The 23,130-nt window shown below is 56.7% G+C and carries 23 protein-coding genes; 10 read left to right on the top strand and 13 right to left on the bottom strand.

The genetic code is table 11. The annotated features are described in order from the left end of the window. Window positions 1-89 precede the first annotated feature (89 nt). On the bottom strand, window positions 90-1,010 hold the full coding sequence (locus CU100_RS06490) for a DnaJ C-terminal domain-containing protein (RefSeq protein WP_106715652.1): 921 nt from the start codon (window positions 1,008-1,010) through the stop codon (window positions 90-92). Window positions 1,011-1,132: 122 nt separating this feature from the next. Beyond that, entirely contained in the window at window positions 1,133-1,603 is a 471-nt protein-coding gene (locus CU100_RS06485) for an RT0821/Lpp0805 family surface protein (protein WP_342588296.1), read from the bottom strand. A 50-nt stretch (window positions 1,604-1,653) separates the two neighbouring features. On the opposite strand from CU100_RS06485, the gene pdxH reads away from it, so the two are divergent. Beyond that, window positions 1,654-2,265 carry a pyridoxamine 5'-phosphate oxidase gene (gene pdxH / locus CU100_RS06480; protein WP_106715651.1) on the top strand — a complete coding sequence of 204 codons (612 nt, stop codon included), beginning with the start codon at window positions 1,654-1,656 and terminating at the stop codon, window positions 2,263-2,265. Here pdxH and CU100_RS06475 read toward each other — a convergent pair whose 3' ends face one another. After that, complete coding sequence (locus CU100_RS06475) at window positions 2,266-3,018, bottom strand: crotonase/enoyl-CoA hydratase family protein (protein ID WP_106715650.1); 753 nt, start codon at window positions 3,016-3,018, stop codon at window positions 2,266-2,268. Between the two features lie 9 nt (window positions 3,019-3,027). Further along, complete coding sequence (locus CU100_RS06470) at window positions 3,028-4,803, bottom strand: acyl-CoA dehydrogenase family protein (RefSeq protein ID WP_106715649.1); 1,776 nt, start codon at window positions 4,801-4,803, stop codon at window positions 3,028-3,030. A gap of 229 nt (window positions 4,804-5,032) precedes the next feature. On the opposite strand from CU100_RS06470, the gene CU100_RS06465 reads away from it, so the two are divergent. Next, on the top strand, window positions 5,033-6,202 hold the full coding sequence (locus CU100_RS06465) for a glycoside hydrolase family 25 protein (protein ID WP_245418926.1): 1,170 nt from the start codon (window positions 5,033-5,035) through the stop codon (window positions 6,200-6,202). Between the two features lie 3 nt (window positions 6,203-6,205). Here CU100_RS06465 and purD read toward each other — a convergent pair whose 3' ends face one another. Next, entirely contained in the window at window positions 6,206-7,477 is a 1,272-nt protein-coding gene (gene purD, locus CU100_RS06460; protein WP_106715647.1) for a phosphoribosylamine--glycine ligase, read from the bottom strand. 139 nt (window positions 7,478-7,616) lie between these two features. On the opposite strand from purD, the gene ubiA reads away from it, so the two are divergent. Next, window positions 7,617-8,612, top strand: a complete 996-nt coding sequence (ubiA, locus tag CU100_RS06455) for a 4-hydroxybenzoate octaprenyltransferase (RefSeq protein ID WP_106715646.1) — start codon at window positions 7,617-7,619, stop codon at window positions 8,610-8,612. A 34-nt stretch (window positions 8,613-8,646) separates the two neighbouring features. Here ubiA and CU100_RS06450 read toward each other — a convergent pair whose 3' ends face one another. From CU100_RS06450 to CU100_RS06440, 3 genes are all read right to left on the bottom strand, one after another. Continuing rightward, entirely contained in the window at window positions 8,647-9,219 is a 573-nt protein-coding gene (locus CU100_RS06450) for a DUF6101 family protein (RefSeq protein ID WP_106715645.1), read from the bottom strand. Between the two features lie 220 nt (window positions 9,220-9,439). Then, on the bottom strand, window positions 9,440-10,855 hold the full coding sequence (locus CU100_RS06445) for an FAD-binding oxidoreductase (RefSeq protein WP_106715644.1): 1,416 nt from the start codon (window positions 10,853-10,855) through the stop codon (window positions 9,440-9,442). Next, entirely contained in the window at window positions 10,852-11,850 is a 999-nt protein-coding gene (locus CU100_RS06440; RefSeq protein ID WP_170113742.1) for an L-threonylcarbamoyladenylate synthase, read from the bottom strand. The genes CU100_RS06445 and CU100_RS06440 overlap by 4 nt, the downstream gene beginning before the upstream one ends. Before the next feature lie 165 nt (window positions 11,851-12,015). On the opposite strand from CU100_RS06440, the gene CU100_RS06435 reads away from it, so the two are divergent. After that, window positions 12,016-12,396 carry a hypothetical protein gene (locus CU100_RS06435; protein ID WP_106715642.1) on the top strand — a complete coding sequence of 127 codons (381 nt, stop codon included), beginning with the start codon at window positions 12,016-12,018 and terminating at the stop codon, window positions 12,394-12,396. 31 nt (window positions 12,397-12,427) lie between these two features. Here CU100_RS06435 and glyS read toward each other — a convergent pair whose 3' ends face one another. The 4 genes from glyS to CU100_RS06415 form a co-directional block, all read right to left on the bottom strand. Continuing rightward, window positions 12,428-14,722: a glycine--tRNA ligase subunit beta gene (gene glyS, locus CU100_RS06430; protein WP_106715641.1), complete on the bottom strand. Its 2,295-nt coding sequence runs from the start codon at window positions 14,720-14,722 to the stop codon at window positions 12,428-12,430. Continuing rightward, window positions 14,722-15,717, bottom strand: a complete 996-nt coding sequence (locus CU100_RS06425) for a glycine--tRNA ligase subunit alpha (protein ID WP_210280722.1) — start codon at window positions 15,715-15,717, stop codon at window positions 14,722-14,724. Before CU100_RS06425 ends, glyS begins: the two co-directional genes overlap by 1 nt. 91 nt (window positions 15,718-15,808) lie before the next feature. After that, complete coding sequence (locus CU100_RS06420) at window positions 15,809-17,611, bottom strand: tetratricopeptide repeat protein (RefSeq protein ID WP_106715640.1); 1,803 nt, start codon at window positions 17,609-17,611, stop codon at window positions 15,809-15,811. 129 nt (window positions 17,612-17,740) lie between these two features. Further along, complete coding sequence (locus tag CU100_RS06415; RefSeq protein WP_106715639.1) at window positions 17,741-18,757, bottom strand: polyprenyl synthetase family protein; 1,017 nt, start codon at window positions 18,755-18,757, stop codon at window positions 17,741-17,743. Between the two features lie 175 nt (window positions 18,758-18,932). On the opposite strand from CU100_RS06415, the gene CU100_RS06410 reads away from it, so the two are divergent. The 6 genes from CU100_RS06410 (at window position 18,933) to moaB (ending at window position 22,566) form a co-directional block, all read left to right on the top strand. Continuing rightward, complete coding sequence (locus tag CU100_RS06410) at window positions 18,933-19,154, top strand: putative signal transducing protein (RefSeq protein ID WP_106715638.1); 222 nt, start codon at window positions 18,933-18,935, stop codon at window positions 19,152-19,154. A gap of 3 nt (window positions 19,155-19,157) precedes the next feature. Beyond that, entirely contained in the window at window positions 19,158-19,931 is a 774-nt protein-coding gene (locus tag CU100_RS06405) for a tRNA1(Val) (adenine(37)-N6)-methyltransferase (protein ID WP_106715637.1), read from the top strand. A 74-nt stretch (window positions 19,932-20,005) separates the two neighbouring features. After that, on the top strand, window positions 20,006-20,863 hold the full coding sequence (locus tag CU100_RS06400) for a S49 family peptidase (protein ID WP_106715636.1): 858 nt from the start codon (window positions 20,006-20,008) through the stop codon (window positions 20,861-20,863). Between the two features lie 79 nt (window positions 20,864-20,942). Continuing rightward, window positions 20,943-21,128 (top strand): hypothetical protein, encoded by a 186-nt coding sequence (locus CU100_RS06395; RefSeq protein WP_106715635.1) that lies wholly within the window; start codon window positions 20,943-20,945, stop codon window positions 21,126-21,128. 5 nt (window positions 21,129-21,133) lie between these two features. Beyond that, window positions 21,134-22,012 (top strand): 4-(cytidine 5'-diphospho)-2-C-methyl-D-erythritol kinase, encoded by an 879-nt coding sequence (locus CU100_RS06390; RefSeq protein ID WP_106715634.1) that lies wholly within the window; start codon window positions 21,134-21,136, stop codon window positions 22,010-22,012. Window positions 22,013-22,014: 2 nt separating this feature from the next. After that, complete coding sequence (gene moaB / locus CU100_RS06385; protein ID WP_106715633.1) at window positions 22,015-22,566, top strand: molybdenum cofactor biosynthesis protein B; 552 nt, start codon at window positions 22,015-22,017, stop codon at window positions 22,564-22,566. On the opposite strand, the gene CU100_RS06380 is transcribed toward moaB, so the two are convergent. Beyond that, window positions 22,563-23,111, bottom strand: coding sequence for a glycosyltransferase family protein (locus CU100_RS06380; RefSeq protein ID WP_106715632.1), 549 nt, complete (start codon window positions 23,109-23,111; stop codon window positions 22,563-22,565). The two genes, moaB and CU100_RS06380, sit on opposite strands and share 4 nt — an antisense overlap. Between the last annotated feature and the right edge of the window lie 19 nt (window positions 23,112-23,130).

Genomic DNA, 23,130 nt, shown 5'->3' with positions numbered 1-23,130 from the left:
CCAACCCTTCATGAGACTTATGATTGATGTGGGGTATCGCACAGCAAGCGCCGGGCTTCAAGCGCGGTATCCAATCTGGTTTTGGATTTTCAATGATCGGAATCGCGCAAAAAGGCCTCCAAAGCGGGATCTCCATGTTCAGGCAACATGATGCGAACGTGGGCTAACAGATCGCCGTGACCATCCGGCTTCTTGGGCAAACCCTTGCCTTTCAGCCGTAAAACCCTGTCGGAACTGGTCCACGGCGCAACTTTGACTGCTACACGGCCATTGAGGGTTTCGACTTCCTGCCGTGATCCGAGGGCGGCCTCACGCAACGAAACAGGAAGTTCCACGTGAAGGTCCCTCCCCTCGACGCGGAATTTTGGATGCGGTTTGAAACGGATTGTGACCAAAGCATCACCGGCCGTGCCGCCAGCAACAGCTTCACCCTGGCCCTTGAGGCGAATCGTTTGGCCGTTTTCAACCTGTGCGGGCAGTTTGATCGCCAGCCGCTTGCCATTCGGAAATATGGCCTCGACCTTTTCGGCGCCTGCAGCCTGCTCAAGCGTGATGTCGATCGTTGCCTGGAGATCGGCGCCCTTTCGAGGAGCAGTGCGACGAGCGCCGCTACCGAAGCCAGCCATGCCGGACTCGCCGAATAGACTGCTCAGAATGTCCTCAGCGCCCAAGCCCGATGTCCCGCCGCTACGGAACTCAAAGTTCCCTGGCCGACGCCCCCCGCCGAAACCAGCAAACGGGTCGCCGCCCGCGCTCGAGAATCCTTCGAAACCCTGCGGCGCGCGCTGCTTGCCTTCTGCGTCGATTTCCCCGCGATCAAACTGGCCGCGACGCTCCTTGTCGCCGATAATTTCATACGCCTGGTTGATCTCGGAGAATTTCGCCTGCGCCTTCGGATCATTCTGATTTTGATCAGGATGATATTTCTTGGCGAGCTTGCGAAACGCCGACTTTATTTCCTCGGGCTTCGCCGTCTTGGCGACGCCCAGCACGCTATAGGGATCGCGCATGTGTCTGCCTTTCTTCGCAAAAGAAGCGAGATATCTTGGGATTCCGCCGCTATATGCTCACGAATAGGAAGAAATTCCAGAGATCAAGTTGAAAAAGTCGAAAAACTTGACGGTTTATACCGCTACATAGGCGCGAAGGATTTCAATGTCCACTGACCACCATTTTGCATGCAGGTTTCGCCCTTGTAGATCATAACGCCATCAAAGGATTCGCGTGAAGTCTGGAATTCGCGACAAAGACCGGCATCATCCTTCTTCTCGGCGATCGCCGTGATCGTACCTTGGCTGCCTGTCTCGGGATTGGACCACGGTACAGGTTTGTTGCCCCACTGCGTGAAGTTCAGCGCCGAGACTATATTGCGTACTGTCAGTTGATCCGACGACCCTTTGTTGTCGGCCGGCTGTGCGGCGGCAACCGAACCAGTCACCGTCGCCTGATCCGGTACAGCCTTCTCCATGCTGAAATCCTTCATGGCGCATCCAGATAGCAAGCATAGCGAAACGGCTGCGGACAAGCCCTTGAAGGCGTCGCGCCAATGATGTTCTTTTACACCGAATTTCTTGCTATCAGATCGTAGAAACGCCAAACACATACCTCTTCATAACAAGGTCAACCCGAAATGACTATGGGACTATGGATTAAATGAAGTTAACAACAGATGACTTCACGGAGAAATCCGAGCCTTTCGCGCTCTTCGATGATTGGTTGAAAGAAGCCAGCGCAACCGAACCGAACGACCCGAACGCCGTTGCCCTGGCAACTGTGGACGAGGAGGGCTTGCCTGATGTACGCATGGTCCTTCTGAAGGGGTTTGATAGCAAAGGATTTGTTTTCTACACGAATTTCGAGAGCAGAAAGGGACGCGAGATTCTCACGTCAATGAAAGCGGCAATGTGCTTTCACTGGAAATCCTTGCGGCGTCAGGTTCGCATACGCGGCCCTGTTGAGATTGTCAGCGATGAAGAGGCCGATGCATATTATGAAACGCGTCCCCGCGGCAGCCGAATAGGTGCATGGGCTTCGAAGCAGTCGCGACCACTCGAAAGCCGTTTCGCTCTCGAAAAGGCGGTGGCCGAATTTACTGCCCGCTATGCAATCGGCGAAATACCCCGCCCGGAATACTGGTCTGGCTTCCGTATACGTCCGACTTCCATTGAGTTCTGGCATGATCGACCATTTCGCTTGCATGACCGGGTGGTCTTTGAACGGGAGTCAACCAACGACGACTGGAGAAAGACGCGCCTTTACCCCTGATCAGGTCTTTTTGCGCGTGAGAAATGCCATCAGGGCATTTCTTGCCTCATCCGACTGCAGGCGCTCGGTGAAATGACTTGCCTCCAGTTTGATACGCTCGACCACCTCTTCTCTCGGCTTGCGCAGAAGGTCACGCGAGATTTGCATGGCCTCTGGTGGCTTGGCGGCGATTTCTGCCGCCACCCTTAGAACAGTGGTTTCCAGCTCCTCAGCTTCTACCAGCTTGTAAATCATTCCGCACTCTTTGGCTTGTGCCGCATCCAATCCTTCGCCCATCGCAAGGAAAGCAAACGCTTTTTGATGCCCCATCAGCGCCGGAGCGAGCAGGCTTGAACCGGCTTCCGGAACCAAACCAAGATCAACGAAAGGTGTTTTGAAGAACGATTGCGGTGTGGCGAAAGTCAGGTCGCAGTGGAAATGGATTGTTGTGCCGATACCGATTGCGAGTCCATCCACACCTGCGAGCATAGGCTTCTTCGCCCCTGCCAAAGCTATGAGAAAATCAAAGACTTCAGTGCCCATTTTGCCCGTGCTGGCAAAGGCCATGAAGTCCTGCAAATCATTGCCGGACGAGAAGGCGCCCGGCAGCCCGAGGAACACATGAGATCGGATCGAGCTGTCGGCGTCGCCGTCCAGTATGGCCTCCGTCATCATCGTGTACATGGCTCGCGTGAGAGCGTTTTTCTTCTCTGGCCTGTTCATCCGGATGATCTGAACAGCGCCAGTTCGCTCTACTAGAATATGGTCAGACATTGATTTTCCTCATGAGCCAAGAGCCATACGCGCATCGAGCAGGCTAGGTGCGCCATGTATGATGCGGTCTTTCAAGGTTGAAGTTTCGGACAGTAGATTTTCCGCGAAGAAACGTGCCAGAGCAGTTCGCCCGGGGTTCTGCCCCGCCAAAGCTCCTTTTGCGAGATAGGTCGCGCCCGCCGCAAGGCCGAAGAGCCGCAAATACGGCGTCGCGCCCGCATAGGCCTCTCTGATCTGTCCAGCCGTGATTGCCCGCTGAAGCCAAAGGCTGGCCTGTTCCAGATCGTTAAGACCCGTTTGGAGACGTGTTGCCGTTTGCCGCAAATCAGTGGTGTTCAGTGCCCCTACGGCATCTGCAACGTTCCGAAGTTCGGCGATATAATCCTTTACATGCTCGCCCCCGCCCAACTGTAACTTGCGCTGGACAAGATCAATTGCCTGGATACCATTGGTCCCTTCGTAGATCGGGGCGATGCGTGCATCTCGCAGAAACTGCGCAGCGCCCGTCTCTTCGATGTACCCCATGCCGCCATGAATCTGGATACCAATCGAGGCTACATCGACGCCGACATCGGTGCAAAATGCCTTCGCTACCGGCGTCAGCAAATTCGCCCGATCAGCCCACCACCGTGCGTCGTCTCCGGTGCCTGTCTTTGCCATGTCAAGCGCATGGGCGCACGCGTAAGCGATAGAACGGGCTGCTCCTGTGAGACCCTTCATTGTCAGCAGATCGCGCTGGACATCCTGGTGTTCAATGATCGGGCTCATCCCCTCTCCAACCCAACCTGGAGCGCGCATCTGCCGGCGCTCTTGCGCATAGGCCAGAGACTTCTGGTATGCCGCTTCCGCTACGGCAACGCCTTGGATGCCGACTGCGAGACGGGCATTGTTCATCATCGTGAACATGCAGGCGAGCCCGCGATTTTCTTCGCCTATCAGCCAACCGACGGCCCCCGCCTCCCGATCATTCGCAAAACCGTCGCCATAAATCATGGTACAGGTTGGAGAGCCATGTATCCCCATCTTGTGCTCGATGCCGCCACAAAAGACATCATTGCGGGCGCCAAGAGTGCCATCCTCGTTCACCAGAAATTTGGGCACCAAGAACAATGAAATGCCCTTCGTACCCGCCGGTGCATCTGGAAGCCGCGCCAACACCATATGGATGATATTCTCCGTGAGGTCATGTTCGCCGTAGGTAATGAAGATCTTTGTACCGAATATTCGGTAGGTACCATCGTCAGACCGCTCTGCTCTTGTCCTCAGGGCGCCTACGTCCGAGCCCGCCTGCGGCTCGGTAAGGTTCATCGTGCCCATCCATTCACCCGATATGAGCTTTGGCAGATAGATTTGCTTTAGCTCGTGCGTCGCATGCGCTTCCAGCGCCTCGATTGCGCCTAGCGTCAAGGTCGGCCCGATTCCAAAAGCCATCGACCCCGAATTCCACATCTCGAACGTGGCGATCGCCAACATCATCGGCAGGCCTTGCCCCCCATATTCCTCCTCGCCGGTCAAGCCATTCCAGCCACCTGCGATCCAGTCCCGATAAACGTCTTTCCACCCGGGCGGCATGGTGACTTCCGCATCCTTCAAGGGGGTCCCATGCCTGTCACCAACCTGGAGGAGCGGGGCCACGCGAGTGGATGCGAATTTACCCGCTTCTTCAAGAATGGCATCGATCAAATCATCCGACAGATCGCCGAAGCGGCCTTGTGCGATGGCATCTTCCAGGCCAGCAATTTTCTTCAAGGTGTGGGCCATCTCGTCGACAGGCGGGCGGTACATCGATCACAATCTCCTCATCTGGTGATACGGCACATTGCAACTTCGAGCCCTTCCCAGGCAAGCGTATTTTTACGTAAACGTAAGATATCTGAATATCAGCCGGTAAATGCCAAGTCGAAGGTGTCCTTCAATTAACGGTGGCTAACTGTTTTTTAACCGCGAAGGGGCGAGCATCGTTCGGTAGTATCGGAGTTGGAGAGTTGTTCGCGATATGTGAGGGAAACCCCATTTGACGGTCCGCGTATGTGCTTTTGCGATGTTAGTTGCCGCCCTGCTGACCGGCGGCCCCGCCAGTGCGACTTCAGAGTTTCGCTCGGCATGGGAAAACCAGCAGCGGGCGATCATTCTTGACGGGTACGAACAGAATTCATTCAACCTCGTCGAGATCGTTAAAGATCCACGTATCGCGGCGTTTATCCACAAGGGCTCGGACGGGCTTCCTGCCAACTACCATTGCAACCGCATTGCCGACCAGATGCAGCAAGAACTCTGCAAACGCATATGGCGCAATTATTCGGTGTCGCGCGAGCTTTATCAGACGCGCCGCCAACTCGCCAAGGCACTCGGATTGAAATGGGGAGCCTATCATCTCGGCCGTCCCGGCAAACCCATCGATCAAGCCAATCACTTTATCGATTACACCGATCCGGCCGCCGATGAATTGATGGCGATCGATATCGAGGACAATGATCCTGAAAAGTTCATGTCCTTGCAAGACGCTCAAATCTTTGCCGAACATGTGAAGTTCCGCACAGGGCGCTACCCTGTTCTGTATACAAACGGGATGACGGCCAGATATATCGCCGACCATCGACTTGAGTTCCCCATCTTGTCGCGCCTGCCGCTCTGGTATGCTCGTTACAAATCGGATATCGCGCCGCATTTTCCAAAAGGCAACTGGCAGGATTATGCCCTTTGGCAATTCACTTCCCAGAACAATTGCAGCGAGCGAAACTGCCCCTACCGTCCGCCCGGGACCAGCCGCGACATCGACGTCAACATCGCCGACATGACTGTGACCGAGCTTAAAAGGACATGGCCATTCGGTGGGCTCGTCGACGCGGTGCCACCTGATAATCTGCCGACACCACGCGACAAGCCATCCTATCAGCAACCCGTACTCGTCGCTTCGGCCGAGCCCTTGCCCCCGATGGCGAAGCAGGCCGTTGACAAAACAATCACGGCTTCGGTCGCGGACAAGTCATCGGGAAAGCTGGGCGCCAGATATCTTAGCGTGGACGCATTGTCCCTCGCGCTCAGCAAGTCGGTTTCGCGTCAGTTCGATCATTCCTACGAAACCTTGCTCTTCAGAATCACGACGGCATGCTTGAAGAAAACCAACGTGGCAGTGGACGTGTCAGACCGCATCCGGCACCCTGCCCTGCTCCCGTTTCTTTAGAAGCTATTCACGCTCGATTGCCCGCCAGCCTATGTCGTGGCGGTAAAACCCCTCCGGCCAATCAACCTTCGCGACCACGGCATAAGCCGCCTGCTGCGCTTCCCGAACGGTCTTCCCGGACGCCGTCACGTTCAGCACACGGCCGCCGTTTGCTATCAGTTCGCCATTCTTCTTCGCAGTTCCCGCATGGAAGATCTCGACGTTGGCCTGGTCCCCGGCCTCTTCGAGCCCTCTGATCACGCTACCTTTTTCCGGTGCCGCGGGATAACCCCTGGCGGCCATGACCACCGTCAGCGCCGGATCGTCGTTCCATCGCGCGGACATTTGATGAAGCCCGCCATCGGCGGCAGCCTTCAGCAGCAGCAGCAAATCGTCCTTCAGCCGCAACATCAATACTTGCGTCTCCGGATCGCCGAAGCGCGTGTTGTATTCGATAAGTTTCGGCCCATTCCTGGTGATCATCAGACCCGCAAACAACACGCCGCTAAAGGGCGCACCAATCTCGGCCATGCCACGCATCGTCGGCTCTATGAGATCGCGCATAGTGAGGTCGACCATTGCTTGCGTCATCACCGGTGCCGGAGAATAGGCCCCCATGCCACCAGTGTTGACGCCGGTATCGCCGTCGCCAACGCGCTTGTGGTCCTGCGCCGTACCGAAGGGCAGCGCTGTCTTGCCATCGCAGAGACAAAAAAAACTGGCCTCTTCGCCCTCGAGATATTCCTCGACCACGACTTCCGCGCCTGCTCCGCCAAATGCCCCCTCGAAGCAGGCATCCACGGCATCGAGCGCTTGCTGAAGTTCGAACGCGACGGCCACACCCTTTCCTGCTGCCAGCCCGTCGGCTTTGACGACGATCGGCACGCCTTGCTGTTTTATGTAGGCCTTGGCCGATTCAGCTTGGGTGAAACGTTGATACGCCCCCGTCGGAATATCGAATTGAGTGCATAGGTCTTTGGTGAACCCTTTTGAGCCTTCCAGCCTTGCCGCCGCCTTGGAAGGGCCGAATACTGAAATCCCCGCAGTGCGCAGATCGTCGGCGATTCCTGCGACCAGTGGCGCTTCGGGGCCTACCACGACAAAATCGATCGACTTCCGGCGGCACAAGGCGATGATCGCGTCATGGTCGGCGGGATCTACTGCAATGCATTCCGCTACATTTGCGATACCTGGATTGCCGGGCGCACAATAGAGCTTCGACAAAATCGGCGAGGCAGCTATCTTCCACGCGAGCGCATGCTCGCGGCCACCTGAACCTATCAGCAAGACGTTCATCGAATTCAGCTCCGCATTAGTGAGTATGTGGGTTTCGGTATGGTGTCACGCCTCAGGGGTCAAGCACACACCGCAGATTTTGCCGAGAAAAACTGCCTATTGCGCTTGACTGGGGCGATGACCGCTGCAAGGTCAGATCATGACATCAGAAAAAGACGTTATCCAATCTGCACAAGGCCGTGGCCGCGTCTTCGACGCGCCATCGGGCCATTGGGTTTACCGGACGCTCCCCAACTGGCTCTGGCCCTATGCGCAGTTGGCCCGCTGGGACCGTCCGATAGGATGGTGGCTCCTGCTATGGCCGTGCTGGTGGGCGACAGCGCTCGCCGCAGCTGCCGGTGCAAAGGTTGGTGGTCCGCTCTGGTCGGTACTGCCTTCGCCCTATCATCTGGCGCTCTTTCTGATCGGCGCTATTGCCATGCGTGGCGCCGGCTGCACCTATAATGATCTCGCTGACGAAGACATAGACAACAGGGTCGCAAGAACGCGCTCGCGCCCGCTTCCGTCAGGGCAGGTTACGCGCAAGCAGGCGAAGATTTTTCTCGTTCTGCAAGCCTTGATTGGATTAGCGGTCGTGCTTCAGTTCAACCGGTTCACTGTGTTGCTCGCCGTCGGATCTCTGGTGATCGTGGCAATTTATCCATTCATGAAACGAATCACCAATTGGCCCCAACTTGTTCTGGGCCTTGCATTTTCTTGGGGTGCACTGGTGGGTTGGTCCGCGCATTTCGGCTCACTCGACTGGCCGGCGGCGCTTCTCTATGCGGGATCAATCCTGTGGGTGATCGGCTATGACACGATATATGCCCATCAGGACAAGGAAGATGATGCACTCGTTGGCGTACATTCAACCGCCAGGCTGTTCGGCAACCGCACGCGCGAAGCGCTGATCGTGCTCTATGGAGGAGCGCTCGCGTTGTTTCTCGGTGCCTTCGCCGTAGCGGAGGTCCCGATGCCTGCGGTCGCCGGTCTGCTCGCGGCAGGCGCGCACATGTACCGGCAGATAATGACGCTCGATATCGACAACCCCAACGAGTGCCTGCGGCTGTTCAAGTCCAATACCATCGTCGGCTGGCTGATCTTTTTAGGCCTAGTATTTGGCGGCTTGTGGACTGTCGTCAAACCGCTGTTCTGAAGGCGAACCCCACGTTCCCACGACCAGCTCAAACCTATTTTCCGCCTTGGGCGATGATCTCCTCGCCGCCGATCACGAGACGCATTCCAAGATCCCCCATCTTGCGACGGGCAAGAAAACGGGGACGACGCCGGCGGGGTTCGCGGCCCTGACGCCGCTCCTTCGGCGCTGCAACGGCAACCGGTCCGATACTCTGGTCAAGCTGCCGCGCGACGCCATCTTCCTCGACGAGCATCATGGGCAGTTTGAACAACGTTGACCAGGAACGCCAATCAGCGGCGATGTCATTGAGGTCATGGGCCACCAGCAGCGGCACCGACAAAAGCGGGTCCGTGTGCATAAGTTCCAGTGTCACCGTGATATCGCCGAGTTCGTCCTCGGCAGCGCGCGCCGTCACACCTAGAAAGGCGCAGGCTGGCAAGGCAAGCGAGACGGGCAGGTGACTTGCCGGAAGCATTCGTTTCACCACTGCGCCTCGTTCGTGCAGCGTGAAAGTAACGTCATCCCGGTCATCGCGCGTGGCGTAAGTGACCGTCTGTGGCAGGTGGAATGGGTCAAGCCGGAATTCCCGGCCTGCCCAAACCGGTTTGGCTCCGGTTTTCTTCATGTGACGCCTTCTGTCGATCCTGAGAGCCGGTTTTCCGGTCTTCTCTGTACTTCCCTGTAGAGCGGACCATTTTCCGGTCTCGTTAGGGCAACAATAGGCGCCGACTCTCCCAATCCCGCTTAACGAACTGGGTTAACTCTTTCTGATTAGGTGGGATGGTTATCGAAACGCAACCAGCAGCAAGGTTCCGGTAATGGGTATGAATAGATGATTGACGAAATCAGATGACTTTTCCGGGATTCATGATCCCCGCAGGGTCGAAGGAATTCTTGATCCGGCGCATGAGGTCGAGAGCCACGGGAGACTTCGTCTCCGAAAGCTCCTTGCGCTTCAATTGACCGATGCCGTGTTCTGCCGAGATCGAACCTTCATAGGCACGAACGATATCGTGGACGCGCTTGTTGACTTCGACCCAGCGATCGAGAAACGCCTGCTTGTCGGCGCCTACCGGCTGGGAAATATTGTAGTGCAAGTTACCATCGCCCATATGCCCGAAGGAAACGATGCGTGCGCCCGGTACAAGATCGAGAACCGCAGCATCGGCTTCGGCAATGAAATCCGGGATGCGGGCTACGGGAATTGATATATCATGTTTGATCGAGCCGCCCTCCGGCTTCTGCGCCTCGGACATCGCCTCGCGCATGTGCCAGAAGGATCTCTCCTGCGCCGTACTCTCGGCGATCGTTGCATCTTCAACGAGGCCGGTTTCGAATGCCTCGGTCAAGATCGCTTCGATGGTTTCACGCGCATCCTCAGCGGAGCGCGACGAGGAAATATCAATCAGAACATACCAGTTGTGCGGCTCCTGCAGCGGATCGCGCACGCCGTCCGTGTGCGCCACAGAAAATTCGACGCCGATACGTGGCATGAGTTCGAACCCGGTCAACGATTGGCCAGCATGGCTCTGCGCGAGGCCCAAAAGCTTCAGTGCATGATCTGGACTAGCGAGACCGGCATAGGCAACGCCCTTGCCCTTCGGCAGCGGGAAAAGCTTCATGACGGCCGCGGTAATCACGCCGAGCGTACCTTCAGCGCCAATGAAGAGATCCTTGAGATCATAGCCGGTATTGTCTTTTTTCACAGTTCTAAGATCGTTCAGGATCTCGCCTGTGGGCAGCACCACTTCGACACCAAGACAAAGTTCGCGCGTATTTCCATATGCCAATACAGCAGTACCACCCGCATTGGACGATAGATTGCCACCAATTTGGCAGGAACCTTCCGAGCCAAGAGATAGGGGAAACAACAGGCCGGCCTGTTCGGCCGCCTCCTGCAACTTCTGCAGGACCACGCCCGCTTCGACGGTGGCGAGGTTCCCCGACGTGTCGATGGAACGGATCCTGTTCAACCGTGATAGTGAGAGGATGACCTGGTTCCCGCTTTCGTCCGGCACTTGTCCACCCACGAGGCCCGTGTTGCCGCCTTGGGGAATGATGGGCGTGCCAGTTTCAGACGCAAGCTTGAGGATTGCGGCAACCTCCTCAACCTGCGCCGGGCGCAACACCAATGGTGCCTTGCCAAGGAACTTATCTCTCGGTTCGATGAGATACGGCCCGATGTCCTGCTCAGCGCTCAACGCATAATTCTCACCGACAATCTCAGTAAAGCGTCCGATCAGCTCCGGTGTCAGTGTCATTTTATCTGTTCCATCTCGTTGATCGAGAGTCCGCGGGGCGCGGCAGCACGGGCGAGCCTGTCATTGATCGCCTCCCCAAGACCATCGAAGGGAATAGGTTCTACTGCAATCACGCCGCCGCCGGGGCTGTCCAGGCGTTTCATGAAATCGAAGAGGTTGGCTGCAGCTTCGCGCAAATTCCCCGCCTCGCTGAGGTTGAGACAAGCCGCGGCATGCTCGGCACGGCTCACGCGCCGCGGGCCAAAGGCGAGCAAGGCCTCGCCCTGCCGCACATCTTGTACATTGAGCCGCAGGTGTGCTGATGGCGCATAGTGAGATGCCATCATTCCAGGGGCCAAAATGGCGGCACGCTGGTCAAGCCGATGAACTTTTCTCCCAAGAACTGCCTCGATATCTTCCGCGGCAAGACCACCGGGACGCAACAGCAAGACATCATCTCCCTGCACTTTGACAATCGTCGACTCCAGCCCGACCTCTGAAGGACCCGCATCGAGGATGAGGGCGATCCTGTCACCAAGATCATCAGCGACGGCTTCCGCACTCGTGCCGCTGATCTTTCCGGAAATATTGGCACTCGGCGCCGCTAGAGGCTTGTCTACCGCCGCAATGATTCTTCCGGCAATCCCGCGTGGCATCCGCAAGGCGATCGTATCGAGCCCGGCCGCTACGAGTGGGTGAATTCCGGAGTCTGGTTTCAAGGGGACGACCAGCGAGAGCGGACCGGGCCAGAACATGTCCATCAACTCTCGCGACAGTGGATCGATCACGGCATAACGTTCCGCCATGACGATATCCGACACGTGGCAAATCAGCGGATTGAAATGCGGTCTTCCCTTTGCTTCGAAAATCTTGGCTACCGCGTCGCCATTGGTCGCGTCGGCTGCGAGCCCATATACGGTCTCGGTCGGAATGGCGACGAGTTCACCCCCGGCGAGCGCAGAGACTGCCGTCAGGATTGCTTCCTCATCCGCTGCAAGAACTAGTGCCAAAGCCATCTCCGATCGGGTGCAATGCCTACACGAAGGTGATCAGTTTCTGCAAGTGTCACCTCATGAACAAGCCGGATGACATAATGCATAAAATTGAGTGCATCTTGAACAAAGCTTGGCAACAAATGGCTGCTAACGATCACCCAGCAAAAAAGAACAGGGACAGGTGTAATGCTTCGCCAAATCATCGTCGCAGCGACTATCGTGCTGAATACAGCTGCGGCCGAAGCGGGCAGTTCCATTGACTACGCCGATGGCTCCGCCAAGCCCAATTCCGTCTCCTATATCGGCTATGACAGCTTTGACGCAGATGGCAATCCGATCTGCACGCCCTGCTTGGTTCAGAAGGCCAAAGAGGCGGCTCGGCTGAAGGCCTATGCGGAGCGCCGCCAACGGTCCCGCGAATATATGGCCCGACTGCAGGGCAACGGCACACAGCCCGGGTCTGTAATGGCCGCCAACGCGTCACCGGTTGTGCAGCCCGGCCAACCAGCTCCAGCGAAAGTTATTGCCGATGTCGGCGAAACGCCGTTGCGGGCCGGTGTGCAATAGACAGACGCTAACAACAGCTTCTATCTGCTTGTCATCCCGCAATTTTCGAGAAATCCGCCACCGTGTTTGTCGCCGCCCGAATACGGGCGAGCAGTGCCAGGCGATTGGCCCGTATATCGGGGTTGTCGTCGTTAACCAGCACTTTCTCAAAGAATGAATCAACTGGTTCACGTAACGCGCTAAGAGCAATCATGGCGCCGGAAAAGTCTTCGTTTTGAATCGCTTGTGCCGCTCGGTTCTCAGCTTGATTCACGGCTGAAGAAAGCTCCCGCTCCTCTTCCTGCGTGAAGAGCGCGGCATCGACGACCGGAGAAATCGGCGTACCCTTCTTTTCCTCTGCACTTAGAATGTTCGCCGCACGCTTGGTACCCGCCAGAAGATTCTTGCCGTCTTCTGTGTTGAGCAAGACCACCAGTGCCTCGACCCGGCGCGTTATCAGTAAGAGGTTATCAGCGCCTTCAGTCAGTACGGCATCGATCAGGTCATGTCGCGCGCCAAGATCGCGAAGGTGCACCTTCAGTCGTTCATGCAAAAAACTAAGGAGATCAAGGAGAATCGGCTGTGACCTCTCGGAGAGCTGTCCTCGTATCCGCTTTTCGAAACCGGAGATGGCATTGGTGACATCCTCCTCCCCGTCGACATCACCCGAATTCTGTGCCGCCTGGTCTTCCTCAAAATGTTCGATCCGCTGTTCAATCTTCTCTTCGCGCATCTGAATGAACGCGGATTGAAATAATGGCAGCAGCTCGACTTTCCATTCGCTTGAAAGCAGCAGACGGATTACACCAAGCGCCGCGCGCCGGAGAGCGAAAGGATCTTTCGATCCCGTTGGCTTTTCGTCGATAGACCAGAAGCCGACGAGCGTGTCCAGCTTGTCGGCAAGGGCAACGGCGACTGAGACCGGGTCGCTTGGCACAAAATCCGAAGGCCCCTGCGGCTTGTAATGTTCCTCTATGGCCGCCGCAACAGAAGGGTTTTCCCCCTGCAACAGCGCATATTTACGGCCCATGCCACCTTGTAGTTCCGGAAACTCTCCGACGATTTCGGTTGTAAGATCGGCTTTCGCCAGAACCGCGGCCCGCATGGCCAGGACAGGATCGGCACCGACCAGCGGGGCGATTTCACGCGCGAGGCCCTTGATCCTGGTGACACGTTCGCCCTGTGTACCGAGCTTGGCATGAAAAGTAACGTTCAGTGCATCGAGCCGCGCCATGCGTTGGTCCAGCGGTTTCTCGAGATCAAGATCGAACTTGATTGCGGCCGGGGCGAGCGTGTGCATGTCGGGCAAATCATGCTGGTCCGTGTTCCAGAAATACAGCGCGTCAGAAAGGCGCGCACGCACGACTTTACCATTGCCGTGCGCGATTTCCCGGCCGCCATCCGACGCTTCGATATTCGAAACGAGAATGAACTTGTTGGATAGTTTGTCGGTCTCGCCCTGCTTGCGTGTGACGAAGCATTTCTGGTTGGTCTTGATGGTCAGGCGAATGACTTCCGGGGGGATCGCCAGGAATTCCTCCTCGAATTCCCCCATAAGCACCACCGGCCACTCAACGAGTCCGGATACTTCTTCGAGAAGCGCGTCATCTTCGACCAACTCAAGACCGGACGCGAATGCAACGTTCTGCGCATCGGACAGGATTATTTCCTTGCGGCGATCCGCGTCGAGTACAACCTTGGCCTTTTCGAGCTTGGCGACATAATCGTCGAAACGGCGCACGATTATCGGTTGACCGTCGCTCAAGAAGCGATGGCCATAGGTGACGTTGCTTGCCCGTAGGCCATCGACTTCGAACTCGACAACGACGGGCTCTTCGGTTTCGGGACCAAATGTGCAGACGATCGACTGTAGTGGACGCACCCAGCGCAGACTTCCGGGCTTGGACGAAGCTCTGCCCCAGCGCATCGATTTTGGCCAAGGAAATGCGGTTACGATCTTCGGTATGACTTCTGCGATGATCTCTTCTGCGTTGCGACCGGGCCTTGTCAGATGAGCGACGTAAAAATCACCCTTCTTCGGATCAGTGTGTACGTGCGCTTCCGAGATATCGGCGAGACCGGCTGAACGAAGAAAGCCCAAAATGGCCTGCTCCGGGGCGTTGACGCTCGGCCCCTTGCGATCCTCATGCACGTCCTTGGACCGAGCTGTCAGCCCGCGTATGTCCAGCGTAAGGCGGCGCGGCGTCCAGTAGTGCCCAGCAGCCTCGTAAGTAAGACCGGCCTCGACCAGCGCGTCGGTCACGAGTTTCTTTAGATCGCCGGCTGCCTTGCGCTGCATACGGGCAGGAATTTCTTCCGAGCGAAGCTCAAGCAAAAGATCAGGCATCACACAGACTCGCTTCTAAGATTGGCGCCGCCGGCCTCCGTCAGCAGGAAGGCCTCGCCACATTGCCGAGCGAGATTGCGCACGCGCAAGATATAGCTCTGGCGTTCGGTCACGGAAATAACACCGCGAGCGTCCAGGAGATTGAAGGCATGCGAAGCCTTGATGCATTGATCGTAGGCGGGCAGCACCATCTTGTGCAGCGGAGCGTTATCTCCGCTTTTGGGCGCTCCCGCACGCAAGAGCGCCTCGCACTCGGCCTCTGCATCCTCGAAATGCCGCAGGAGGACCGCTGTGTTGGCGTGTTCGAAATTGTGCCGTGAATATTCCTGCTCAGCCTGAAGAAACACATCGCCGTAAGTGACTTTCTCGTCGCCTTCCAGACCATTGAAGTTCAGGTCATAGACATTGTCGACACCTTGCACATACATGGCGAGGCGTTCGAGGCCGTAGGTCAACTCGCCGGAAACGGGAGCGCATTCAATGCCACATACCTGCTGGAAATAGGTGAACTGCGAGACCTCCATCCCATCGCACCAGCACTCCCAACCGAGCCCCCAGGCCCCCAGCGTCGGACTTTCCCAGTCATCCTCAACAAAGCGGATATCGTGCAGGCGAGGATCAAGGCCTATTGCGCGCAGAGAGCCGAGGTATAATTCCTGCAGATCAGGCGGTGAAGGCTTCATGATCACCTGATATTGATAATAATGCTGCAATCGGTTGGGGTTTTCGCCGTAACGTCCGTCCTTGGGCCGACGGGAAGGCTGCACATAAGCCGCCTTCCATGGCTTTGGTCCGAGCGAACGCAGGGTGGTCGCCGGATGAAAGGTGCCAGCACCAACCTCCATGTCGTAGGGTTGCAGAATGATGCAGCCGTTCTCCGCCCAATAGTTGTGAAGCGTGAGTATCAGACCCTGAAATGAACGGGTTGGATGCAAATTTTCAGGAAGTGAAGCGGTCACAGGACGGCCTTTTCGACGACAGGAAACAGAGGGCATGATTTCGTTTTCGAGCATGACCTTATCCGGAAAGTCATGCGGGATCATGCTCTAAGACCTGCACAACAGCCGGTCAAGCGAAACGAACCGCTCAGCCCTTCTTGTCGGGAGCAGGCGCCGGTGCGGGTTCGGCAGGCGGTTTTACGACATCGTTGCCATTTCTGGCGACGCCGGGATCCTTCTCATCAGGAAGGCCGTTCTTGAGTTTTTCCTCGATCTTCACCAAATCTTCCGGCTCGGGCTTGGAATCGCGTGCATGCGCCCACTGGAACGTTGCTTCCAGCTTGCGGCCCGCGCGCCAGTAGGCGTCTCCCAGGTGATCGTTGATCGTCGCATCTTCGGCGCGCAATTTCACTGCCTGCTCGAGCTGTGTAACGGCCTCGTCATAGCGGCCAAGCCGATAATATGCCCATCCAAGGGAATCAACGATATAGCCATCCTGGGGACGGGCTTCCACCGCCTTCTTGATAAGTCCAAGGCCCTGCTCGAGCTTGATATTCATGTCGATCCAGGAATAGCCGAGATAATTCAGCACCTGCGGCTGGTCAGGATAGAGTTCAAGCGCCTTGAGGAAATTCGGCTCGGCCTTGTCCCACTGCTTCAGACGCTCATAAGCGATCCCGCGCTGATAAAAAATCGTCCAGTCGTTGCGGTTAGGCTCCTTCAACATGCTGACAGCCTGATCGTAGGTTTCCGCTGCCATCTTATAGTTCTTGGCCTGCGAATATATGCTTCCTTTCGCAAGATAGGTGCGCATATCGCCTGGCTCGCTCTTGAGCAGGCCGTCGAGGTGCTCAATCGCCTTATCATTGCGCTTCATGATCGCCAGATTGATGGCGAGCTGCATTTGCGCGTCGCGGCTATAGGCAGAATCAGCTGAAATCTTGCCGAAATAATCGATAGCTTTTTCCTGCTGTTCAAGCTTGGCGCTGATGTCGCCGAGCTGGTACAGCGTAGCGTCGTGGTCGGGTCTGAGCGGCAATGACATTTGCAGATAGAGTTTCGAGAACGCTTCACCACCATTGCGATTGATGGCCGTCGCTACCGTATAGAGCACTTCGGCAGCACCCTGCTGCGGCGTTTGTATCAGTGGCTTGATTGCTTTCGCAACGGCAAGTTGCTTGCCGAATTCGGTCAGCACCATGCGGCCAGAAAGCACTTCCGAAGCTTGCTTGACCAGCGCCTGGGCGCCGTCCCTGTCACCCGAGCGCATCTTGAACGATGCATAGGCTTCGACGAGACGTTCGTACGTGTCTGGGGCAGCAGCAACATTTGCCTTGTCGTCGATTGCGCTCTGGTAGAATTTCTCGGCCTTGTTTTTCTGACCCGCCATGTCGGCAATCAGTGCAGAATTGTAGGTCTTGAAGAGCGTGAATCCTTCAGGACCCTGCAGCTTGTCGATCATCGCAAGCGCTTCGTTCGGCTTTCCGGTGCCCGCCTTGGCCCAGGCGGCAATGAGGCCGGTTATCATGCGGTCGAGATCAGATTGCAGCGACAGCATCATCAACGTGTCGACCTGACGGTACTGCTTCCTGTTGAGGGCGTCGATACCCAGCGCCAGCCGTGAAAACCGCTCGATCTCAGGCACCGACTTGAGCTGCTCGGCAAGCGGCAACGCCTGCTTGAACTGGCCGTTGGTCAGGAGAACCAGCATCAGGCTCTGGCGCAGCTCGGTATTCTTGGGATCATAGGCCAGTGCCTGCCGGTAGAACGAGGTGGCGCTATCGAAGTCATTGCTGCGCTCGGCGGTGCGCGCCGAGAGAAACGCGCCGGATAGCGTCCCGGCATTCAAGGTCGGCGTGCTGTTGGTTGCCGCATGCGCCGGCACGGCCCCGGCGACAAACGCAGCGAGCGTTGCGCCCATAACCGAGCCAAGCAATTTACTACGCTGCATAACAAAACCTCTTTATTCTCAAATCGAGATGATTGTACGAATCCTCAAGAAAACCATGGCCTTTTTACGGTTTTCGCTCAAGATCGATCCAAAGTTCCCGGATTATGGCTCTCTCCCTCGGGAGTTCCGTCAATTGACCCGGCTGATGCAGAAATCGATGACTTCAAGCAGCGCATCCTTCTGCGGCGACTGATCGAGTGGAGCGAGCGCATCCCGGGCAATGCCGCCAAAATGCCGGGCCCGCTGGATAGTATCACTTAATGCACCGTAACGAGTCATCAATCCTTTGGCTTTTTCCAGACCCTTGTCGTCATTGGCGCCATTTTCCAGTGCCTCCTTCCAGAAGAGGCGCTCATCGGGTGTTCCGCGCCGGTAGGTGAGCACAACCGGCAGGGTGATTTTGCCCTCACGGAAATCGTCGCCGGTATTCTTTCCAAGGTCCCGGGCATTGCCGCCATAGTCAAGTGCATCGTCCACGAGTTGGAAGGCAAGTCCCAGATTGAGGCCATAGGAACGAAGCGCCTGTCGGTCCGTACGCGACGCGGAAGCTATGATCGGTCCGACTTCAGCTGCGGCTGAGAAAAGCGCTGCGGTCTTGGCCTTGATTACTGCGAGATATTCGTCTTCGGTGGTTTCGAGATTTTTTGCGGCCGCAAGCTGCATGACCTCGCCTTCCGCAATGACGGACGCGGACGTCGCGAGCACATCGAGCGCCTCCAGCGAGCCGACATCCACCATCATCTTGAATGCCTGGCCAAGTAAAAAGTCGCCGACAAGAACGCTGGCCTGATTGCCCCAGATCATGCGGGCTGTGCGTTTTCCGCGGCGCAGATCGCTTTCGTCAACCACATCGTCGTGCAGCAACGTAGCGGTGTGCATGAATTCCACGCTGGTCGCCAGCTTGACATGACCGTCGCCCCTGTAGCCGAACATGCGTGCTGCCGCGAGGGTGATCATCGGACGCAGGCGCTTGCCGCCCGAAGAGATCAGATGGTTTGCAACCTCCGGAATCATCTCGACGTCTGATCCGGCTTTGGACAGGATCAGTTCGTTGACACGGCTCATATCGGCGGTAGTCAGATCGATCAGCGGCTGAACCGATCCGTTATTGTTTTTCTTATCGTCAAGACTGACAACGACGCCCAAAACGAAACTCCTGCGGTTCGGCCATGATGCGGCGACACCTTATTTTGACAGGCTTTATCCCGCAAGCGGCGAATTGGCGCGCAAATTTTACGTGATCGCTGTAAATTCGTGATAAGCCAACCCAGCCCTACAAATAGGCCGTGGCGCAGTGCGTCACCCCAAAATGGTAGTCAAAATGATCGAAATCCTGCGCACCAATGACCCGGTTCTAATCTCTTTTGTCGAATCGCTGTTGAAAGAAGCCAATATCAATCACTTTATTGCAGACTCCAATATGAGCGTTCTTGAAGGCTCGCTGGGCATTCTCGGCCGCCGTGTCATGGTCGATAGCAATCGCGAGAATGAAGTCCGGCAATTGCTGATAGATGCCGGCATCGAGCAGGAGCTTCGCAACTAACCTATGAGTGTAACAGACGCTCCGCATACCAAGGACGCATTTCATCGCGGCAGATTTTATCTGTTGCAACCCGCAGCCAAGGGTCACCGCTCGGGCGTCGATGCAATGATCCTTGCCAGTGTGGTGCCGAATGATTTTGCCGGTCGTATTGCCGATCTTGGCGCCGGCGCTGGCGCTGCGGGCCTTGCGGTCCTCTCACGCTGCCCGGCCTCCACCGCGGTCTTGATTGAACGTTCCAATTTCATGGCCGAATTTGCGCGGAGTTCACTTGCACTGCCCGAAAACAACGCTTTCTTGGATCGTACGCAAGTCGTCCAGGCAGATGTTGCCTTGACGGGCAAGGCGCGTGGGGAGGCGGGCCTTGTCGACAACAGCTTCGATTTTGCCATCATGAACCCGCCATTCAATATGCCAACTGACCGCGCGACCCCGGACCCTGTTAAGGCCGAGGCTCATGTGATGACGAAAGACATGATGGAGCAATGGATAAGGACAGCCGCTGCTATCGTCAGGCCTGGCGGATTTATCGGGATTATAGCCCGCCCAACATCGATCACCGATCTGCTTGACGCCCTTGAGGGTCGTTTTGGCGGCCTGATTATCGTCCCGGTTCAGCCAAGGCCACAGGATGCCGCCATTCGTATTGTCGTCAAAGGTATCATGGGCAGCCGCGCGGGGCTGTCCTTGTATCCTGCACTTGTTCTGCACCATGAGACCGGAAACGAATTTACCGACAGGGCTATTGCTATCAATAATGGGCTGACGTCGCTGATTTAGACTTTGTTACCATTGTGATTTCCTGCGCACGGCCTACATGGTCCTGACGACTATTCTCAAGAGAGGAGACACGCTTGGCTCGATTCATCCGGAAATTATTGCCCCGTCGCTGGCGTCCCGACTATCAGGAAATTCCGGTTGTTCGATTGCACGGTACGATCATGTCCGGCGGCGGTCCCTTCCGGCAGAATCTTTGCCTGTCATCGACGGCAGCCGTACTTGAAAAAGCCTTCGACGAAAAAGACGCACCTGCCGTGGCAATCTCCATTAATTCCCCAGGCGGCTCGCCAGTGCAATCGCGGCTGATCTACAGGCGCATTCGCGATCTGGCGACGGAGAAGAACAAAAAGGTTTACATGTTTGTCGAGGACGTCGCGGCGTCGGGCGGCTACATGATCGCTGTGGCGGGTGATGAAATTATTGCCGACCCGTCGTCGATCGTCGGCTCTATCGGCGTGGTCACGGCAAGTTTCGGATTTACTGAACTCATCAAGAAAATCGGCGTCGAGCGCCGAGTGCATACAGCCGGCAGGAACAAGGCCACGCTCGACCCGTTCCGCCCCGAGAACAAGGAGGATATCGAGCATCTGAAGGCGCTTCAGCTCGAGATTCACGAGACGTTCATCGATCTTGTCAAGGAGAGGCGCGGCGAGAAGCTGAGCGACAATCCAGATCTGTTCACTGGGCTTTTCTGGACTGGAACCCGGGGTCTAGAGCTCGGACTGGTTGATGGCCTTGGCGATATCAGGTCGTATCTCAAGGCACAGTACGGACCTAAAACCCGTTTGAAACTGATCACGCAACCGCGCGGCATCTTTGGACGCAAGCTGCCTTCCACAGAAACCAGAGTTGAGTCGCTCGCCTCCAATCTGGCCGACGGCGTAGTTACCGCTGCCGAGGAACGCGCACTTTGGGCGCGGTTCGGATTATGATCTGAGCATTGCCAGTTTTGGCAAGCTCTTCGCGCCGTGCTATTGATAGGCGGAACATCTGGTTTTCGAGGTTGGGACGATGCCACAGCTAATCTTTTTTGCCCTTGTCGGCTTTGCTGCCTTCTACGGGTACCGCTCGTTCAAGAAAGAAGCGCAACGCGTTTCGGAGCGCGTGCGCGAGGCTGAGAAGGAAGTGCAGAACCGTGCGCAGGGAACTTTGGTACAGGATCCCGAGACCGGCGAATACCGCCTGCGCGAAGACTGATTGCAATGCTGGACAGTGTGGAGCGTACGACCAGCCTGATTGCACCCGCCAAGATCAATCTGGCGCTGCACGTGACCGGGCGCAGACATGACGGCTATCATCTTCTTGAAAGCCTCGTCGTGTTTGCCAATTTCGGCGACCGGGTAAGCGTCAAACGATCGCTGGTCGACAGGTTCGAAATATCAGGTCCATTTCGCGGCGACCTGCCCGAAGACGAGACAAATCTTGTGATCAGGGCCAGGAACGCGCTTCGTGCCCGCTTTCCCGACAAGGCTGATCCTGTTTCCATTCACCTCGAGAAACATCTTCCGATCAGTTCCGGCATTGGCGGCGGATCGAGTGATGCGGCTGCGGCCTTGCGAGCGCTGGCGGCACATTGGAACATCGAACCGGATGGTTTGAGCGAAATCGGCCTGCGCCTTGGCGCAGACGTGCCCATGTGCCTTGAGGGCAAGCCGCTGATCGCGCGCGGTATTGGAGACGAGATCGAACCGATCGCCGCCTTTCCCCACCTTCCAATGGTGCTCGTCAACTTCGGCATTTCTATTTCGACACCACAGGTGTTTGCAGCCCTGGACAGAAGGGACAATCCGCCCCTGCCCCCGCTGAGGTCAAGCCCCTGCGCCGATGACGTTTGTGCCTATCTAGCAGCGACTGAGAACCACCTTTTTTCCGCTGCCGAAAAGCTCTGCCCGAGCATCGGCATTACGCTGGTTGCGCTGCAAGGCACCGGCGCACGCCTTGTCCGCATGTCGGGATCGGGCGGTACATGTTTTGCGATTTATCACAGCGATGAAGATGCGAAGCGTGCGGCTGCGGCACTCCGGCAGCGCCACCCGGACTGGTTCGTCGCCGCCACATATTGCGCTGCGGAAGGAGGTTGACCTTGGCCCGGATCGATGAGACACGCCCTTTCCTGCCTGTAAATATCGCGGTATTGACCATTTCCGATACGCGCACATTGGAAGACGACAAGTCGGGGAGCACCTTGGCTGAACGGCTTCTCGCCGCAGGTCATACACTGGCCGACCGGGCCATTGTCACTGACGACCGCGATAAAATTCGCAACCGAGTTGTCTCCTGGTCTAAAGACCCGGCAATCGATGTAATCATTACCACCGGCGGCACCGGCTTTACGGGCCGCGATGTGACGCCGGAAGCATTGGAGCCCATCTTCGAAAAACGCATGGACGGCTTTTCCGAAGTTTTTCACCGTGTGTCATACGACAAGATCGGCACGTCCACCATCCAGTCACGGGCAACGGGCGGCGTCGTCAACGCTACCTTCGTCTTCGTGTTGCCGGGCTCACCAGGCGCCTGCAAGGACGCCTGGGACAATATCCTGCAATACCAGCTGGACTACCGCCATATGCCATGTAATTTCGTTGAGATCATGCCGCGACTGGACGAACATTTGGCGCGCGGCGGCAAAGACTAACTTTTCTTCAGCGGGGCCGGTATGATTTCCGCGCGAAGCCGCTTCATGGCAAGGCCGCGAGCAATATCGGACGTTTTTTTACCTGGGCTGAACAAAGCCATCGACTGACGCTTTGAGATGAGCAACCCGTCAGCGAGGGGACTGCCCGGAGAGAACACGCGGCTGAGAAAAGGCCTGCGATGGGTATGGGAGCGGGTGAAACAGGCTGGCCCTTGCATCCGCTCGGCGTGAACGGCCACCGGCTCGATCCACCCGTCCAGAAGCCTCGCCCCCGGCTCGAGAAACAGGAACCACTCGCTTCTCGCGCGCCTGAAGCCATCGATAAGCGTCTGATCCTGGAGGAAGATACAGCCAGCAGCATCGGCCACACGGTGGGTCTGATCGACGGAGCCGTGATCGATGATGATCACATCGCTCAAAACACCCTCGACAGCGCCTCCGACCAGGCCGCCAAGCGTCCTCGCCAAAGCCTCATCCGAATTATGGGTTTCAATCAGGACGGAAATCATGAGGAGCCAATATCCCATAATCAGAACAAATTCCATCACTCCTTTCGGCGCAGAT

Source organism: Phyllobacterium endophyticum (genome assembly GCF_003010935.1).
Lineage (GTDB): Bacteria > Pseudomonadota > Alphaproteobacteria > Rhizobiales > Rhizobiaceae > Phyllobacterium > Phyllobacterium endophyticum.
This window is presented reverse-complemented; position numbering and strand designations above follow the sequence as displayed.